The organism is Pseudomonas sp. S2_E02 (assembly GCF_054668355.1).
The window spans coordinates 5,432,088-5,450,088 of record NZ_CP162761.1 but is presented as its reverse complement, the minus strand read 5'-3'; the positions used below and the strand labels follow the sequence as shown (position 1 = coordinate 5,450,088).

Annotated in this window: 12 protein-coding genes, 1 other RNA gene and 1 pseudogene; 12 read left to right on the top strand and 2 right to left on the bottom strand. The window is 56.2% G+C overall.

The window, feature by feature from the left end:
- The first annotated feature begins 9 nt into the window (after positions 1-9).
- From AB4O01_RS24315 to AB4O01_RS24285, 7 genes and pseudogenes are all read left to right on the top strand, one after another.
- Positions 10-833, top strand: a pseudogene (locus tag AB4O01_RS24315) ((Fe-S)-binding protein).
- Complete coding sequence (locus AB4O01_RS24310) at positions 830-2,284, top strand: LutB/LldF family L-lactate oxidation iron-sulfur protein (protein WP_007915200.1); 1,455 nt, start codon at positions 830-832, stop codon at positions 2,282-2,284. The pseudogene AB4O01_RS24315 and the gene AB4O01_RS24310 overlap by 4 nt, the downstream one beginning before the upstream one ends.
- Positions 2,284-2,955, top strand: coding sequence for a LutC/YkgG family protein (locus AB4O01_RS24305; protein ID WP_460089854.1), 672 nt, complete (start codon positions 2,284-2,286; stop codon positions 2,953-2,955). Before AB4O01_RS24310 ends, AB4O01_RS24305 begins: the two co-directional genes overlap by 1 nt.
- Positions 2,952-5,762: an FAD-binding and (Fe-S)-binding domain-containing protein gene (locus AB4O01_RS24300; protein WP_460089853.1), complete on the top strand. Its 2,811-nt coding sequence runs from the start codon at positions 2,952-2,954 to the stop codon at positions 5,760-5,762. The genes AB4O01_RS24305 and AB4O01_RS24300 overlap by 4 nt, the downstream gene beginning before the upstream one ends.
- Before the next feature lie 130 nt (positions 5,763-5,892).
- On the top strand, positions 5,893-6,171 hold the full coding sequence (locus AB4O01_RS24295) for a hypothetical protein (RefSeq protein WP_460089852.1): 279 nt from the start codon (positions 5,893-5,895) through the stop codon (positions 6,169-6,171).
- A gap of 96 nt (positions 6,172-6,267) precedes the next feature.
- Positions 6,268-6,656: a transfer-messenger RNA gene (gene ssrA / locus AB4O01_RS24290) on the top strand.
- Between the two features lie 184 nt (positions 6,657-6,840).
- Positions 6,841-8,097, top strand: coding sequence for an integrase domain-containing protein (locus AB4O01_RS24285; RefSeq protein WP_460089851.1), 1,257 nt, complete (start codon positions 6,841-6,843; stop codon positions 8,095-8,097).
- A 234-nt stretch (positions 8,098-8,331) separates the two neighbouring features.
- Here AB4O01_RS24285 and AB4O01_RS24280 read toward each other — a convergent pair whose 3' ends face one another.
- Both AB4O01_RS24280 and AB4O01_RS24275 read right to left on the bottom strand, forming a co-directional pair.
- A complete protein-coding gene (locus tag AB4O01_RS24280) occupies positions 8,332-10,872 on the bottom strand; it encodes a hypothetical protein (RefSeq protein ID WP_460089850.1) in 2,541 nt (846 codons plus the stop codon).
- Entirely contained in the window at positions 10,869-13,532 is a 2,664-nt protein-coding gene (locus AB4O01_RS24275; RefSeq protein WP_134334087.1) for a hypothetical protein, read from the bottom strand. Before AB4O01_RS24275 ends, AB4O01_RS24280 begins: the two co-directional genes overlap by 4 nt.
- Before the next feature lie 335 nt (positions 13,533-13,867).
- On the opposite strand from AB4O01_RS24275, the gene AB4O01_RS24270 reads away from it, so the two are divergent.
- From AB4O01_RS24270 to radC, 5 genes are all read left to right on the top strand, one after another.
- Positions 13,868-14,197: a hypothetical protein gene (locus AB4O01_RS24270; protein WP_460089848.1), complete on the top strand. Its 330-nt coding sequence runs from the start codon at positions 13,868-13,870 to the stop codon at positions 14,195-14,197.
- A 92-nt stretch (positions 14,198-14,289) separates the two neighbouring features.
- Positions 14,290-15,258 (top strand): DUF932 domain-containing protein, encoded by a 969-nt coding sequence (locus tag AB4O01_RS24265; RefSeq protein WP_460089847.1) that lies wholly within the window; start codon positions 14,290-14,292, stop codon positions 15,256-15,258.
- A gap of 69 nt (positions 15,259-15,327) precedes the next feature.
- Positions 15,328-16,332: a YqaJ viral recombinase family nuclease gene (locus AB4O01_RS24260; RefSeq protein WP_460089846.1), complete on the top strand. Its 1,005-nt coding sequence runs from the start codon at positions 15,328-15,330 to the stop codon at positions 16,330-16,332.
- A gap of 91 nt (positions 16,333-16,423) precedes the next feature.
- Positions 16,424-17,356 (top strand): recombination directionality factor, encoded by a 933-nt coding sequence (locus tag AB4O01_RS24255; RefSeq protein WP_460089844.1) that lies wholly within the window; start codon positions 16,424-16,426, stop codon positions 17,354-17,356.
- Between the two features lie 2 nt (positions 17,357-17,358).
- Positions 17,359-17,856: a RadC family protein gene (gene radC, locus AB4O01_RS24250; protein ID WP_460089843.1), complete on the top strand. Its 498-nt coding sequence runs from the start codon at positions 17,359-17,361 to the stop codon at positions 17,854-17,856.
- Positions 17,857-18,001 lie beyond the last annotated feature (145 nt).

Here is an 18,001-nt window from a genome sequence, read left to right as displayed (position 1 = left end):
ACACGCCTGATGAGCGAGCTTTTTTACAACGCTGTGCCAAACGCGACCCGCGTGGCACCGCCACTGCCCGAACCTCGGCAATACCCCAGCGAGAAACCGTCGCGGGTCTACCTGTTCGGCACGTGTGTGGTCGACCTGTTCTACCCCGAAGCCGGGATGGACGCGATCCACTTGCTGGAGCGCGAAGGGATCCGGGTCGAGTATCCGCAAGGGCAGAGTTGCTGCGGCCAACCGGCCTACACCTCGGGTTACACCGAGCAGGCGCGGATGGTAGCGCGCTCGCAACTGGCGCTGTTTGCCGGGGATTATCCGGTGGTGGTGCCGTCGGGTTCCTGCGCCGGCATGCTGCGTGAGCATTACGCCGACTTGTTCAAGGACGAGCCGGAGACGTTGAAACAGGTTCAGGCACTTGCGGCCCGCACCTATGAACTGGCCGAGTTTCTGCTGTTCGTCTGCAAGGTGCAGCTCAAGGACAGCGGCGAACCGGTCAAAGTCGCGCTGCACACTTCGTGTTCGGCACGGCGGGAAATGAACACCCACCTGCACGGCCGCGAGTTGTTGGCGCAGTTGAGCAACGTGGAACGGGTCAACCATGACCACGAAAGCGAATGCTGTGGCTTCGGTGGGACATTCAGCGTCCGTATGCCAGACATTTCCGGCGCGATGGTGGCTGACAAGACCCAAGCGTTGAAGGATTCAGGCGCGCACAAGGTGTTGAGCGCCGATTGTGGCTGTTTGATGAACATCAACGGCGCATTGGAGAAACAAAAGAAGCGCTGCGCGGGCAACATCTCGCGAGCTTCTTGTGGCAACGAACCGGGGGTGCGCAATGAGCACTTCCGCGATTATTCCTACGGTCGCCGTAGAAGAAGATTTCCGCACCCGGGCACACAATGCCTTGGGCGATCAGCAGCTACGGAACAACTTCCGCACTGCCATGGACTCACTGATGGTCAAGCGGGCAGCCGCTTTCAGTGATGCCCACGAAAGAGAACATTTGCGCGCACTGGGCAATTCGATCAAGGCCCGCGCGCTGTCCAAGCTGCCCGACCTGCTCGAGCAACTGGAACAGAACCTGACCCGCAACGGTGTGACAGTGCACTGGGCGGAAACGGTGGACGAGGCCAATGGCATCGTCTTATCGATCATCCGCGCTCACGAGGCGCGGCAAGTGATCAAGGGCAAATCGATGGTCAGCGAAGAGATGGAGATGAACCATTTCCTCGAGGCTCGGGACATTGAATGTCTGGAGTCCGATATGGGGGAATACATCGTCCAGCTCGACCACGAGAAGCCTTCACACATCATTATGCCGGCGATCCACAAGAATGCCGGTCAGGTCGCGTCCTTGTTCCACGACAAACTTGGCGTGGAATACACCAAGGACGTTGACCAACTCATTCAGATCGGTCGCAGGGTCCTGCGGCAGAAATTCTTTGAAGCGGACATCGGCGTCTCCGGTGTCAACTTCGCCGTCGCCGAAACCGGCACCCTGCTGCTGGTGGAAAACGAAGGCAACGGGCGCATGACCACCACCGTGCCGCCGGTGCACATCGCCGTCACCGGCATCGAAAAAGTCGTGGAAAACCTACGCGACGTGGTGCCGTTGCTGTCACTGCTGACGCGTTCGGCGCTGGGCATTCCGATCACCACTTACGTCAACATGATCTCCGGCCCGCGCAAGGAGCACGAACTCGACGGCCCGCAGGAAGTGCACCTGGTGCTGCTCGACAACGGTCGCAGCCAGGCTTTCGCCGACAGTGAATTGCGTCAGACCTTGAACTGCATCCGCTGCGGCGCCTGCATGAACCATTGCCCGGTCTACACCCGCGTCGGTGGCCACACCTATGGCGAGGTGTACCCGGGACCGATCGGCAAAATCATCACCCCGCACATGGTCGGTCTGGCCAAAGTCCCCGATCACCCGAGCGCTTCGTCGCTGTGCGGTGCCTGCGGTGAAGTCTGCCCGGTAAAAATTCCGATCCCGGCAATCCTGCGGCGCCTGCGCGAAGAGAACGTCAAAGCCCCGGACAGCCCGAATCAAGTGATGCGCGGTCAGGGCAGCAAGTATTCGCGCAAGGAACGTTTCATCTGGAACGCCTGGGCCAGACTCAACAGCTCGCCGACCTTGTATCGATTGTTCGGCTTCTTCGCCACGCGCCTGCGTGCCCTGACCCCGAGCAATGTCGGCCCGTGGACACAAAACCACAGCGCGCCGAAACCCGCTGCCCGCTCACTGCACGACATGGCCCGCGAGCATCTGGCCAAACAGGGAGACCGCTGATGAGCGCCAAGCAAAATATCCTCGGCAAACTGCGGAAAAGTCTGACTGGCGCCACACCGATTGCCGACAACTTCGATGTCGATCTGGTGACGCAGCCTTACACCTACAGCGCCGAACAACGCATCCCGCAACTGCGCAAATTGATGGAAGGGGTGCACACCGAAATCCACCTGACCTCGGGCGAAGAATGGCCGGCACTGCTTGCGCAATTGCTGCGCGACCGCCAGTTGCCGAGTCTGTTGATCGCGCCGACGACAGCGCACGGGCAGAAAATCACACAGCATTGGGCGAACAATCCTGATCTACCGATACTGAAATCCTACGACCGGCCGATGGAAGAGTGGAAAGCCGAACTGTTCAACGACACCCCGGCCAGCCTCACCGGCACCCTCGGTGCAATCGCCGCCACCGGCAGCTTGATCCTCTGGCCAACCCGCGAAGAACCGCGGTTGATGAGCCTGGTACCGCCGGTACATTTCGCCCTGCTCAAGGCCAGCGAAATCCGTGACAACTTCTATCAGGTGCAAGAGGAATTCGTGTGGGCCCAGGGCATGCCGACCAATGCGTTGCTGGTGTCCGGCCCGTCGAAAACAGCGGACATCGAGCAAGTGCTGGCTTACGGCGCCCACGGCCCGAAAGACCTCGTGGTGCTGATCCTGGAGGACCAATGACGCTTCCGGTGAATTTCCTGCGTGATGCGCAACAACTGATTCCAGCCGAACGCCGTTTTGATGACCCGTTATCGACTCTGGCCTTTGGTACGGATGCCAGTTTTTATCGACTGATCCCGAAGCTGGTAATCCGCGTCGAGTCCGAAGATGAAGTGGTGGCGCTGCTAAAACTGGCTCAGCGCGACCATGTTCCAGTGACCTTCCGTGCGGCGGGCACCAGCCTCTCCGGTCAGGCGATCAGCGATTCTGTTTTGATCGTGCTTGGGGATAACTGGAACGCCCGCGAGATTCGCGGCCAAGGCATGCAGATTCGCCTGCAACCGGGAGTGATTGGCGCACAGGCCAACGCATGGCTGGCACCGTTCGGGCGCAAGATCGGCCCGGATCCGGCGTCGATCAACGCCTGCAAGATTGGCGGCATCGTCGCTAACAATGCCAGCGGCATGTGCTGCGGCACCGCGCAAAACACCTACCACACGCTGGCCGGGATTCGGCTGGTGCTGGCCGATGGCACGCGTCTGGATACCGAAGACGCTGCCAGTGTTGCAACGTTTCACGCCAGCCACGGTGATCTGCTCGAACGCCTGGCGACGTTGGGACGCGAAACCCGCGCAAACGCCGAACTGGCTGCAAGAATTCGCCACAAATACCGTCTGAAAAATACCACCGGGCTGTCGCTGAATGCCTTGGTGGATTTCGATGAGCCTGTGGATATCTTGAGCCACCTGCTGGTCGGTTCCGAAGGCACCCTCGGCTTTATCAGCGCGGTGACTTACAACACGGTGATCGACCACCCGAACAAGGCCTCGGCGCTGATCGTGTTTCCGGATGTGGAAACCTGCTGCAACGCGGTCACCGTACTGAAAAGCCAACCGGTGTCCGCCGTAGAACTCCTGGATCGACGCAGCCTACGCTCGGTGCAAGACAAACCGGGCATGCCCGCTTTCGTACAACAGCTGTCGAACAATGCCTGCGCGCTGCTGATCGAATCCCGCGCCGCATCGTCCACTTTGCTGCAGGAACAACTGGCGCAGATCATGGCGTCGCTCAGCGGCTTCCCAGTGGAGAAGCAGGTCGACTTTACCGAAGACCCTGCCGAGAACGCCAAGCTCTGGGCGATCCGCAAGGACACCTTCCCCGCCGTGGGCGCAGTGCGCAAAACCGGCACCACGGTGATCATCGAAGACGTGACCTTCCCGGTCGAACAACTGGCGATCGGCGTCAATCGCCTGATCGAGCTGTTCGACAAACATGCCTACGATGAAGCGATCCTTTTCGGACACGCACTGGAAGGCAATCTGCACTTTGTCTTCACCCAAGGCTTCAACAACCCGGAAGAAGTCGCACGCTATCAAGCGTTCATGGACGACGTCGCGCAACTGGTGGCGGTGGAGTTCGGCGGCTCGTTAAAGGCTGAACACGGCACCGGGCGCAACATGGCGCCATTCGTGGAACTGGAATGGGGCAGCGACGCCTATCAACTGATGTGGCAGCTCAAACGTCTGCTCGACCCGAACGGCATTCTCAATCCCGACGTGGTGCTCAGCGAAGATCCGCAGATCCACCTCAAGCACCTGAAGCCGCTGCCAGCAGCCGACGAGATTGTCGATAAGTGCATCGAGTGCGGCTTCTGCGAACCGGTCTGCCCGTCGAAAGGCCTGACCCTGAGCCCGCGCCAGCGCATCGTCATCTGGCGCGATATTCAGGCGAAAAAACGTGCAGGTGTCGACACCACCGAACTGGAAAAAGCCTACGAGTACCAAGGCATCGACACCTGCGCCGCGACCGGTCTGTGCGCGCAACGTTGCCCGGTAGGCATCAATACCGGTGAGCTGGTGAAAAAACTCCGAGCCCGACACGCAACGCATCAGAAAACCGCTGACTGGATCGAAGGAAATTTCGCCAAGACCCTGCAAGGCGCACGCTTCACCCTGCATGTGGCCAACGGTGCGCGGATGATGCTCGGCGCACCGCGTCTGGCGAAACTTTCGGCAACCATTACGCGCCTGTCCAAAGGCCAGGTGCCGTTGTGGACGAATGCGATGCCGCAACCGGAGAAGGCCATTCGCTTCAGCCCCAGCGTCTCGGACGAACGTCCGCGCGTGGTGTATCTCGCAGCGTGTGTCTCGCGAGTCATGGGGCCGGCGGCGGGTGATAAAGAGCAAATGTCGCTGTACGACAAAACCCGTGGCTTGCTGGAAAAGGCCGGTTACCAAGTGGTGTTCCCGGACAATCAGGACAACCTCTGCTGCGGCCAGCCCTTCGCCTCAAAAGGCTACGCCGAACAGGCCGAACACAAACGCCAAGAGCTGATCAGCGCCCTGTTGCACGCCAGTCGCGGCGGACTCGATCCGATCTATTGCGACACCAGTCCGTGCACGTTGCGCCTGGTTCAGGACGTAGGAGAAATCCGTCTGGATCTGTACGACCCGGTGCGCTTCATCCGTACGCACCTTCTCGATCGACTCGAGTTCTCCCCGCAAGATGCACCGATTGCCGTGCACGTGACCTGCAGCACGCAGCATCTGGGCGAAAGCCAGGCGTTGATCGATCTGGCGCGCAAGTGCAGCAACAACGTGGTGATCCCGGAAGGCATTCACTGCTGCGGATTTGCCGGCGACAAGGGCTTCACCACGCCGGAGCTGAACAGCCACTCGCTGCGCACGCTCAAGGATGCCGTGCAGCATTGCAGCGAGGGAATTTCCACCAGCCGCACCTGTGAAATCGGTCTGACGCAACATGGCGGAATTGACTACCACGGGCTGGTCTATCTGGTAGATCGCGTGACCCGGGGGAAGGCCTGCTGAAGAAAAATAGAACCCTTGAGTTCGACTGTAGTCCACAGAATAACCCCGGCTGATCGGGGTTTTTCTTCCATACGGTTGCCCGTCCTGACGGCCAGCGAAGTCTGGACCCACTCGGTTCAAGGAGATACACATGAAACGTTCTGTACTGTTAGGTCTGTTCGTTACTGCATCGATGATGGCGTCCGCTTCGTTTGCTGACGGCAAGCCTGCTGACCTGTGTGATGCCAATATTCAGACCATTGAGAATGGCAAGGGGCAGCTGTCAGCGAATCCGGAACTGAGTCAGCGCGCTGAAACCAGTGTGGCCAAGGCCAAGGCACTCAAGGCCCAAGGCAAGATCGACGATTGCATTGCGGAAACCTCGCAAACCATCGTGGAACTGCGCAAATCCACCGGCACCAACAACTGATCAGCTTCCCGGCCAACCTTCGGGTTGGCCTTGCAGGCCGATTGGCGTACACTGCACACGCTTGTTGCTCAAACAGATGTACTGAGCAATGAGTTCGGGGCCGTTTAGGATTCGACGCCGGTTGCGAAACTTTAGGTGCATGCCGACTTGGTAACAGAAGTCGTAAATCCACTGTTGCAACTACTTATAGTTGCCAATGACGACCAATACGGTGTTGCTCTCGCTGCTTAATTGCAGCTGACAATGCTCCTGGTACCTTCGGGTCCAGCAATCATCAGGGGATGTCTGTAAACCCGAAATGATTGTCATATAGAACAGAATCGCCGTGCAGTACGTTGTGGACGAAGCGGCTAAAACTTACACAACTCGCCCAAAGCACCCTGCCCTTCGGGTCGCTGAGGGTTAACTTAATAGAAACGGCTACGCATGTAGTACCGACAGCGGAGTACTGGCGGACGGGGGTTCAAATCCCCCCGGCTCCACCACTTCATCATCTAAAGACGTCTACGGACGTCTTTTTTTGTGTCTGAAATCCAGTAAATACAAGGATTTAAGCGCCATCAGGATCCATCAGCGTCCACAGACATCCATGCAAACGTGTATTCCAAGTGGTATTCCAAGCTCCCAACTGGTAATTTTTGGAATACACAAACAGCATTGGAATACACCATGTGTGCCCAAGCCACGCGCCTTTCAGACATGAAAGTCAAAGCCGCCAAGCCTAAAGAAAAGGACTACACGCTCACGGATGGCAACGGCCTTCAAATGAGAGTGAGAATCAATGGCTCTAGACTTTGGAATTTTAACTATATCCACCCCGTGACCAAAAAACGGATCAACATGGGGTTAGGCACCTTTCCCGAAGTAAGTCTGGCCCAAGCACGAAAACGGACTGTTGAAGCCAGGGAGCTTGTGGCTCAGGGACTAGATCCGAAAGAGCAGCGCGATGCTGATCGCCAATTAAGAAAAGCCGCGACAGAGCACACGTTTCAAAACGTTGCGACAGCATGGTTTGAGCTAAAGAAAGACTCAGTGACAGCTGACTACGCCGAAGATATTTGGCGCTCGCTCACGCTGCACGTCTTCCCGGACTTGGGCACCACACCGGTCTCAGCTATCAACGCCCCTAAGGTTATCAATTTGCTCAGGCCTCTTGAGACCAAAGGTAGTTTGGAGACTGTTAAACGGCTGACCCAACGCCTCAATGAGATCATGACTTACGGGGTGAATTACGGGCTCATCCATGCCAATCCACTTAGCGGGATCCGCTCGGTCTTTAAGAAACCAAAAAAGAAAAATATGGCGGCACTGCCTCCCGATGAGCTAAACGAGCTCATGGTGGCAATTGCCAATGCCAGCATTAAAAGAACAACCCGATGCCTAATCGAATGGCAGCTCCACACTATGACCCGACCAGCAGAGGCTGCCACCACCCGCTGGGCTGACATCGACTTCGAGAAGAAGATCTGGACGATCCCAGCGGAGCGCATGAAGAAACGTCGCACACACATTATCCCGCTCACGTGCCAAGCCTTGGCATTGCTGGAAACGATCAAACCCTATAGTGGACACCGTGAGTACGTCTTCCCTGCAGACCGCAATCCTCGCACTCACTGCAACAGCCAGACCGCCAATATGGCGCTAAAACGTATGGGTTTCGAGGGCCGCCTGGTGAGCCATGGCATGCGCTCAATGGCAAGTACCATCCTCAACGAGCAAGGCTGGGATCCGGAGCTTATAGAGGTAGCGCTTGCCCACGTTGACAAGGACGAGGTTCGGAGCGCCTACAACCGAGCGGACTACATCGAGCGCAGACGACCGATGATGTGCTGGTGGAGCGAACATATCCAAGATGCTGCCACCGGTAATTTCTCTGTGTCAGCAATGACCGCAAACCGTGACCGAAAAGTCGTCTCGATACGTTGAGCCTCCGGAAACGCTCTTTCAAAGCTGTGCAGAAAGGTTTTAGATCAGGTCTGAGGGTCAGAACCGGAACGAAAACCTAGCGCCTAGGCCAACTTCAGGAAGAAGCGGCGGCAACAACCGATAGACACGGGCAAGACATGCCATGCGTGGCTTCCAGGAGACTGCCCCCCAAAGTTCTAACAGACTCATCCTGTTGAATGACAGAAAGGGCGGTCCTACATCTGTGGCCAATACTTAGCCAAGAAATGGGTCATGGAAACGATAAGCGCGGCCACGCTCATTGATTGGGGCTAGGAGCGCCAGCGCCGCACGGTCGTTTAGGCCGTGATTGCGCAGAGCTCCATATAGCTGGTAGAACTCACCGTTCAGATCTCCAGCAAAAATTCCTGGATCGTCCGACCCGAGAGAAACCATAATTTCTGGATCTCCTTCTTGTACAAAGCCCGGAGCACGCATCCAGCGTAGAGAGTGGTGCTCACTAAAACTGTTGTACTGACTGATGCGCACATTGCTTGATGGCAGTGTTTCGATGATCACATTGCGGTGAGCGACTTCACGCATCAATGCCTGCTGGAGATGCAGATAGGTGGCCTCATCGAAATAAGCCGCGTCAACACTCTGCAGTGTCTCACTTCGCTCCCACAAATCTCGATCGCTGAGCCATTCCCACAACAGCTTTAAGTGTTGAGGGCGGCTTCGTTTAGCATCCATGACCCTTTGCGCCTCACTCTGCCAGAGATCACTTAGCGGAGTTATGCCTGGGGACCAATCTGTTTCTAGGGCAGCCTGTACAAAGCGAATGTTTAGGTGCCGGAGCTCCATAACTGCCTCTAGTGAGGTACAGCTCATTTCTCGGCGGAACACTTCGCCTGCGCATTTAGTCAAATCATCCGCCACACGCGCGGCTGCGACTGCTGCGCTTGGTATGGTACGAAGCAGACGCCACGCGGCCAGCAAGTCCAGCATCCATTCGCCTTTCTTGATCACCAACTGACCCGGCATACGCTCCAGCCACAGCTTGGGCGAGATACCCATCGCTGTTCCATGACCTATGCGGTCACCGTCACGCAGATCAAGAAGCTCCAATGCGTCATATATGGTGCGAAGCCCACTCAAAAGGTGCGCAAAGTCCTCACCAGCATGATAGGTGCGGTGAGTGAGGCCTGCCCGCTGGCACACACGATAGCAACTGGAAAATATCTCAGGAGGAGCATGTAGTTCATTTGCGGCGGCATCGATTCCGCGTATCCAGCTTCTCAGGCGGGGCCAGCGAGCTAGGCATTCCAGCAATACATTAGTTGTAAGTTCAAGCTCCAAACGTTGCTTATAAAAGCGGTACGGACCTGCCTTTCGGCCGGGCGTCCAAGATTTTTTTATGAAATGCACAACTAAAGCAAGGCGGTGGTGCGAGCGATCAAGGGGCGACGTTTTGCGAAAATGTTCTTCTAGCCTCTCCAGCAACTCACCAAGTTTACCGGGCGACGGATTTACTCCACGCCCCTGAGGATCTTGATTATTTAGGTAACACCAATAACCGCCCAAAACAGCTTTGAGCAGTTTGTGGTTCTTACGTAATGTGTTTTTAGGGGACAGTCGACCTTCGAGATAGGTAGTGCGACTTACGTTATTCGCTTTGCCATGCATGGCCCAGAAACGAGGCAGATAGTCCTCCTCGGCGGGTTCCCGCAACTGGTTGTACGTGAACTTCTGAAACTGATCGAAACCAAATTGCTCTTCGCTTTGCACCAGAAGGCGATAATACTGGTTTTGGAGAACTAGATAAGTGTGGAACATGCGATCGAGCGCTACGCTAGAATGATTCATGCTCTTGCGTAAAAATTGTTGTATCCAATACAACTCGTCCGCCGCGCTACTTTTCGCTGAAAGCTGCAATTGTGCCGGCACTGGTTCCGGCACTTCCTTTTGTAGGCTTTCGTCGTCCATCAGCTCAGTGAGATCATGGGGAAGTTTGACTTCTGCGCTGAGCGTACCGGTCGCTGCCGCCACCAGCCACTTTCTCAAGCGGCTGGCTGCGACTAGTTGACGATGCAATTCAGCAGGCGAGAGGTCCGGGTCGATGGATCGCGCTAATTCACGAACTGCTACTGCGTCGGACGCGCTGAGGCTGTTCCACTTTAGACTGAAGTCCTTGGTTTCCTGTTTGGGCGTACGAAGTGCCCGCAGCCAACAATTCTCCGCATGCGTGCTCCCATTAAGATGCATATGCGTCTCATGCAGTCCCTCACGGCCTAAGTAATCTTCTACAAAAGGGTCGTATGGGCTGACGACAGGCAGATTCTTGCTAGCCCAGCTTTGCGGAGGCTCCCAGGGCCATTGGGGCCGCATCTCGATTGCAGGCTGTGGGTGAGGCAGCACTGAGGCTTTTGCAGCCGCCAGCAAAGGCAAGCCTGATATGCGACTGACAACACTTTGCTGCCAAGCACCAAACTTCTGTTGCTTAACATACAAGGCACCGTGCCGGTGCTCCAAAAACTCATCGCTCATCGCCTGCAATGCATTTATCAATAGGCAAGTTCTGTCTCTGTTAGCAGCCTGTTGTGCCAGCAATTGCCAGCTATGTTCAAAAACGTGATCAGGTAAGCGAGCCGACCAAGGTAAATGCCCCAGATACGCCGCCTCACGTAGTTCTCGCAAGCTAAGAGGCTGATGAAACGGCGTCTGCCGCAACAAGGCAAGTACCTTGTTACTGGAAAGAAGCGTCGTGCCTATCTGAGCAAGAACTGAGATAGGTTGTTCGCGCATGTCGTTATTCAAGGTCCTACTGACTCCTCATCAGAGCTATCTTGAGGACGGTCCTGGGTAGGCATATTTTTCCATTTAGTACCGGAAATGTATGTTTTGTTGATTTTTTTCCAAGTGTTCGTAGAGCACATCAAATCTTTAGCTTGAAGCGCTAAATTTTCAGGCCGTGAATCGCTTGATTCTTCATGCGCATCCAATGAAGCAGGGAGACAGGACAGAAGAGAATCGACCAATTCCTTCGCTTTAGGAGTTGCCTGCAATAGCCCTAATAGCAAGGGACAGGTTGCAATGAGGTAGGTCAGAGGGAGCTCTTTGCGAGAGTCACTGATATCCTTGAACTTATCAATAAAAGCTTTGGCTGACGTCTGCGGATTAGTACGATCCAACGCAGAACTACTGTCAGTAGAATTTGTACTGCTACTTAAATGGTGATCCTGCTCCTCGATGTAGACAGCATTGATGACGCACAACGCAAAAAGCTCCATGAGGCTGGCCGTTCCCGTTCCCGTCGACATAGAGGAGACCTTCGATCGGTTGGCCTCACACACTTTCTCAAGACTGAAATACAGGCGGGTCCAGATCTTTCCGATCAGTACAGCCGATGGGTTCAACTGTTTGCGGGTTTCTACAGTTACGGTAAGCCAATGTTTGATCGCTGTTTCGAGTGTGGTGAGCTTTCCTGCGTCCTCAGACGCATCTTGCTCGAGCTCCTCTTCATCAGCCGTGTCGGCTTCCCATTGTGGTTGGGATACACTCAACGGAGGAAACGGCTTCGGTAACACACTAAGTACAGGGTATTGGCCACCTTTCGGTTGAAGTGAGAGCAACCGGGCTATAAGGCCAAGGATATTGTAAATCGATGCATAGGTCCGAGATGATGTCCCCGATACATCCACAAGGCTGAGCGCGAAAGCTGGTAGTTCGTTGAACTCTCTGATGACGCTAAGAGCTGACCTATAGCCAGATTCGCTCTCAATAGGGGCGTGGTCAGGCTTGCCTTTGTTAAGGCCAATGATGCCGGAGTAGACCAGTGGGTTTTTCGGGTTAGCTCCATGAGGTGCAGAGAGAATTGCTACAGCGTGACGGGCCCAATTCAAGGCGTCCTCTTTGCGTCCGATGCCCATATATTGTTCGAACTGTATGCGTAGGGTCTGACGAGCTTCTGCAGTCTGGAGTTCTTTACCCTTGCGCCTTAACACCCGTCCGAACAGCGCCACGCTGCCAGGTGCAGCCAGCATGTAGTCGATTAGCGCCGCCGGTTTCTCCGCGCATAAACGTGTTACATCCGCGGAAAGTGCGGCGAAGCTGTTCTTGAGATCAGCGTCACTTGGTTGGGGGCGGAGGTACACAGCCGTGTCGAAATCGCCGTCGCGTATTGCCAAGTCAAACACGGCCTTGGTAAGTGCAGGTAGTTCGTGGGCTGCGATGGCGTCAACATCCACACCAAACTTATACAAGCTGCCCAAAGCTAGCGCGCGTAAGCTCTCGCTCAGCGCTTCGGAAAGGTTTTGACTCCATGTGTCAGGGCCTTCTGGGTCATAGTAGGGCGCGCATCGAGACAGCACTTGAAGCACCGAGCGCAATGGCTGTTTTAGTAGGAATTCTCGATAGAGATCAAGATCACGCGGATTTTTGATTCGCAGGCCGCGCCGGATCAAAGTGCCGACTAATTCATTTGGAGTTAACTGCTTATCCCATTGAGAATGGGTCAGTCGGAACCGGTTTTCATCATATTGAAGAAGATTCCACAGCGGCCGCAATTGCAAGCGACGGTGCATGGGGAAAAGCTTGAGGAGATATTGGTCTTCTAGATGATCGACCATCTTATGACGCTGGTCTGCGCGCTCCTTCGCCTGACCATGCTTGGCATCGCCTAGGCTCTCATAAAAGTGATCCCTGACCATTAATGAATACAGTTCAATGTCGCCGGTTACAAGGACCACTAGGCGTGGAGTATCGAGGTACTTACGTATGCATTCGAGCACGCTACGCGCGTGATGCGCATGGGTATCGGCATCGTCAAAGGCGAGGAGGAGCGCATCAGTGCCTAGAACCTGGCAGGCCAAATCGAGAAGCGCGTGGAGGTTTTTGCGCAGCTCCGCACTGTGCCCTGCCCGCTCCAAGCCCCACTCAAAAAACAGTTCCGGGTCTAGATCCTGAAGTTGATCATGGTTCTGGGTAAAAAGGCTTAACCCTCCTGCTAGTTTCTTGAACTGCTCGCGGAAGTGTTTGAGTAGGTTTTCCTGGTCCAAGCTAGAGCCGTTTTTAGCACACTTAATGCGGTCTTTAAGGGCTTTTAAGATGCTCAGTAGTATGATTTCACTGTGTTCAATGCGACTTGGATCGATATAGGCCAATCGGCTGACGCTGGGCTCGGTCTTTTCATTTCCCAGTGCGTCAAAGGCGCTTTGCAAGAACGTAGATTTTCCTGCACCGCGGGTACCATCAATGAAGTAAACCAATCCGCTGCCATACGGATATTCATTTTCTATTCGAGAGGCGTGTTGGAGCTGACGGAGCTTCTTGGCACTATCTAAATCTGTCTTAATGCGCTTCGCAAGCGTGCTGTAGCTCTGATGCTGAACGAGCTGATTTACCTCAAGCTTTGCATTGCTATCGCTGTGATCGAGATCGATGACGATCGAAGTCGAGTTTTCGGCTGATGCGCTCATGTACGTCCTAGGAAATGTATATGGCTACGAAAAGGTCAAGTGACCACCATAAAAGTTACAGATAAGAGCATTTCCATACGGATCCTTCCTTGAGCAAAGCCGCTTGAGTAACGCTCGTGAACGGAGCGGGCAGGCGTGCCAACCATCCGAATGTCGTGCACAGATTTAGATAATGGCCAATCGCCCCTGGCTGTTCAAGGCCTTAACGACTTTTTGCTAGCCATCATTGGTGATCGAGGCTCGGATCATATCTTTCATCCAAAGCCCAGATTCGATTCGAAAATTTCTCAACCACACATAACAGCAATGACACCACTACCAAGAAGGTTCGCCCCATGTCATTGCAGTGCCCTCGCTGTCATTCCCCCAAAGTCGCTTCTTTCCATCACGCCATGAAAGTCGGCGCGGCCATCGGCATCGTGGGTGGTGCTGCGCGCGGCGTCAGTGCTGCGCTGGCTGGAGGCCAAGCGGGCGCGCTTATTGGCGCTATCGCTGGCCCTGTCGGTATCAGCCTCGGTTCGGTATCGGGTGCCATCCTCGGCGGGTTGGCCGGCGGTGTCGGCGGCTGTGCTCTTGGCGCACAACTGGGTGAGTCGCTCGATCGCCATGTCCTGGCCCACAACCTCTGCTTGCTATGTGGCCACCGTTTCAATCTCCCGACCTAACCAAGTCAACTTCCCTTCAATTTATTACGTCCGGATGCTGCTGCGCTCTGCGTGGCGCTTTATGCCGGCTTGCACCTAAAGGAATTACAACCATGGCTCATCTCGTCGAAACTATGGCCTATGCTGGCGAAACTCCCTGGCATGGCCTGGGCAATCAGCTCACTCAGAAGCAACCCATCGAAGTTTGGCAACGCGAAGCCGGCATGAACTGGGAGATCCAGGAAAGCCCGGTTCATTTCAAATCAGAGACCGCCGGCCACTTGGGCGCGATCCATTCCTTCCCCGAGCAGAAAGTGCTCTTCCGCTCGGACACCAAAGAACCGTTGTCGGTGGTTTCCCAGCGCTACCACACCGTGCAGCCACGAGAGGTGCTGGAGTTCTACCGTGATCTCACCGAGGTCTCCGGCTACGAGCTGGAGACTGCGGGGGTACTCAAGGGCGGTCGCAAGTTCTGGGCGCTGGCGCGTACCGGTCAAGGTGCTGCGCTCAAGGGTAACGATCAGGTCAACGGCTACCTGCTGCTGGCCACGTCCTGCGACGGCACCCTGGCCACCACTGCAACCCCCACCACCGTGCGCGTGGTCTGCAACAACACCTTGACCATCGCCTTGGACGGCACCAGCCGCGCGATCAAGGTGCCGCACAACACCCGCTTCGACCCGAAGGCAGTAAAGAAGCAGCTCGGCATCGCCGTCTCGCAATGGGACGACTTTATGTACCGCATGCGTGCGCTGGCCGAACGCAAAGTACAGTGGCATGAAGCGCTGGGCTTCTTCATGAGCGTGCTGTGCGAGACCAATCCGACCGGCGCACTGCCGGAGGTACTGCCCAACGAACGCGCCCTGCGAAAGGTTCAGGAGCTGTACGAAGGTCGCGGCCGAGGCAGTCAGCTGGACTCGGCTCGCGATACCGTCTGGGGCCTGCTCAACGCCGTAACCGAGTACGTCGACCACGAACGTCGCGCCCGTAGCAACGAGTACCGCATGGACTCGGCCTGGTTCGGCCAGGGCGCGCAGATAAAGCAACGCGCGCTGGATGCAGCGCTGCAGCTCGCCGCGTAATCCTCATCCCCCCTCGCGCCCGGTCAGCCTTGTGCTGGTCGGGCTTTTTTATGTCTGCAGGTGAATACCATGAAAGCAACGTCATTGAACGGCAGCACCAGCAAAAAACGCCCTGCCCTGCGACTGATTAGCACAAAGGAGCTGCCGCGCGAGGATTGGCTGCAGATACGCAAGCAAGGCATCGGCAGTTCGGATGCTGCAGCTGCGGTTGCTCTGAACCCCTATAAATCGCAGCTGGAGTTGTGGCTGGAGAAAACCGGCCGAGATACCACGCTGCCGAAGGCCGATCCCCACGATGAGGAAAGTCCGATGTATTGGGGAAACGTCCTGGAGCCCATAGTGGCCTGGCACTACAGCAAGCGAAGCAAGAACAAAGTACGTCGCATCAACGCGGTGCTGCAGCACCCGGATCCTGAACTGCCCTGGATGCTGGCCAACATCGACCGCGAGGTGATCAGTGCCCGCGATGTGCAGATCCTCGAATGCAAGACCACCGGCATAAATGGGGCACGCCTCTGGAAAGAGGGCGTGCCCGAGTATGTGCAGTTGCAGGTAATGCACCAGCTCGCCGTTACCGGCAAGCAGGCGGCAGATGTTGCGGTGCTGCTGGGCGGCCAGACGCTAGAGATTCATCGCATTGAGCGGGACGAGCAGATGATCGCTCGCCTGATCGAGCTGGAGCGCAAGTTCTGGCATTACGTGGAGACCGATACGCCACCACCGGCCGATGGCACGGCTTCCGCCGAAGCGGCCCTGCGCTGCCTCTATCCGGAGGACAACGGCCAGGTCGTCGACTTCAGTAGCCATGCCGGGCTGACTGCAGCCTTCGTCGAGCTCAAAGCCTTGCGCCAATCGATTGCTGACAAGGAAAAGCGCGAGGCCGAACTAAAGCAGATGCTGCAGCAGGCCATGGGCGATGCCAGCCGAGCAGAGTTTACCAACGGCTACGTCTCTTGGCGCAAGGCCAAGGACGGCATCGGTCTCGATGTCGCTCAACTGCTCCAAGACAAGCCCTACCTGCAGGCCAAGTACCCGCTGCTGAAACCCGGTGCGCGGCGCTTCATGGTCGGCTGATTTCAACCTCTCCCAACCATTCCCTCCCCTTGGCCTGTCCATGCAGTTCGCACTGCATGGCTGGCCTTTTTTCATTTTCAGGAGAACTACGATGCTCAAAGGTCTGGCTATCACGCCCCCAGTGCTTGGACGCATCTCCATCGGTAAGGTCGTCGAGAAGAACGCCAAGCGCCTGCCGGAGAAGGATGACCAGTTCACCATCACCTCCCAGGTACAAGGCAAGGACGGCTGGTTGCTGCACCCGCTCAATTATGAGTTGCGGCAGGGCAAGGAAGACAAGCTGCGCAGCATCCCGGTACGCCTGCTGTTCAACGAACCGGAGCTGAACTTTCGCGCCGACTACACCTTGTTCGACCGGCAATCCGGGCGACCCATTTGTGTTGGCAATGGCGAAACCTGCAAGCGCGCCACCCAGGACGGCATGCAGTCGCTGCCCTGCCCCTCTCCGGATGCTTGTCCCCTGGCCAAAGGCGGTACCTGCAAGCCCTACGGCCGACTGAACGTGGTCATTGGCGATGAAGATCCGCTGGGCAGTTTTGTGTTCCGTACCACCGGATTCAACAGCATCCGCACCCTGGCAGCACGCCTGCAGTATTTCCAAGCCATCTCAGGAAACCGCCTGGCCTATCTGCCGTTAGAGTTGCGTTTGCGCGGAAAATCGACACGGCAGAGCCATGGCACGCCGATCTTCTACGTAGACCTGACGGTACGCGGCGGTATGGACATGACGGAGGCGCTGCAAGCCGCCAATGAGCTGGATTCACAGCGGCAAGCAGCAGGCTTCGATCAGGCCGCATTGGATAAAGCAGCACAGCGCGGCTTCGGCAATGGCGCGTTCGAGGACAGCGAGGAAGACGTCGGCGTCATCGTCGAGGAGTTCTATTCCGTCGAGAATGGCAGCGAGCCCCCATCCCCCAAACACACACCGCAGCCGCCGGGCAAACCCAGTCTGGCGGAAAAGCTGGAAGCCAATGCCAACACCAATCCCTTAACGCCTAACAGCGGCCCCCAGCCCTGGAGCTGAACATGCGCTTGCACAAACTCAAGGCCGGTGAAAGCACCGGCACCTACCTGATCGAATCACCGGTCACCGAAACCGACATCCTGCTGATGGCCCACCAACTAGCGAGCCAGCGCCTAAGTCGCGGTCGCCGACTCACCGAGCCCAAACAGGTTTTCAGCCACCTGCAAACATTACTTGCCGGCTACGAGCATGAAGTGTTCGCTTTACTGCTGCTGGATAGCCGACACCGAGTGATCGCCCTCCGCGAACTATTCCGAGGCACTGTGGATGACGCCATCGTTTACCCCAGAGAGGTCGTCAAGGTCGCCCTGGCAGACAATGCCGCTGCTGTCATACTGGTGCACAACCACCCTTCTGGTGATCCCGAACCGAGTCAGGCCGACCATATACTGACCGGCAAATTAAGGGATGCCCTGAATATGGTTGGTATCTGCACACTTGACCATATCGTGGTAGGCCGCGAGGGCTGTGTATCGCTGGCTGAACGGGGTCAGCTATGAAGCAGTCGATCAATGAGGTGTTCCGGCTACTGACCGTAGTCATCATGTTCACCAGCATTTTCGCCGGCTGCGTGACCGCATTAGCATTGATGATTCTGGTAGTGCGACTTCCGTTATTGCTGGCAGCTGTGCTGTTGGCATGTTG

Bases quoted from the DNA above. Each gene is read 5' to 3' on its own strand.
- AB4O01_RS24310 (WP_007915200.1), top strand. From the start codon at position 830: ATGAGCACTTCCGCGATTATTCCTACGGTCGCCGTAGAAGAAGATTTC.
- AB4O01_RS24305 (WP_460089854.1), top strand. From the start codon at position 2,284: ATGAGCGCCAAGCAAAATATCCTCGGCAAACTGCGGAAAAGTCTGACT.
- AB4O01_RS24300 (WP_460089853.1), top strand. From the start codon at position 2,952: ATGACGCTTCCGGTGAATTTCCTGCGTGATGCGCAACAACTGATTCCA.
- AB4O01_RS24295 (WP_460089852.1), top strand. From the start codon at position 5,893: ATGAAACGTTCTGTACTGTTAGGTCTGTTCGTTACTGCATCGATGATG.
- AB4O01_RS24285 (WP_460089851.1), top strand. From the start codon at position 6,841: ATGTGTGCCCAAGCCACGCGCCTTTCAGACATGAAAGTCAAAGCCGCC.
- AB4O01_RS24275 (WP_134334087.1), bottom strand. From the start codon at position 13,532: ATGAGCGCATCAGCCGAAAACTCGACTTCGATCGTCATCGATCTCGAT.
- AB4O01_RS24270 (WP_460089848.1), top strand. From the start codon at position 13,868: ATGTCATTGCAGTGCCCTCGCTGTCATTCCCCCAAAGTCGCTTCTTTC.
- AB4O01_RS24265 (WP_460089847.1), top strand. From the start codon at position 14,290: ATGGCTCATCTCGTCGAAACTATGGCCTATGCTGGCGAAACTCCCTGG.
- AB4O01_RS24260 (WP_460089846.1), top strand. From the start codon at position 15,328: ATGAAAGCAACGTCATTGAACGGCAGCACCAGCAAAAAACGCCCTGCC.
- AB4O01_RS24255 (WP_460089844.1), top strand. From the start codon at position 16,424: ATGCTCAAAGGTCTGGCTATCACGCCCCCAGTGCTTGGACGCATCTCC.
- radC (WP_460089843.1), top strand. From the start codon at position 17,359: ATGCGCTTGCACAAACTCAAGGCCGGTGAAAGCACCGGCACCTACCTG.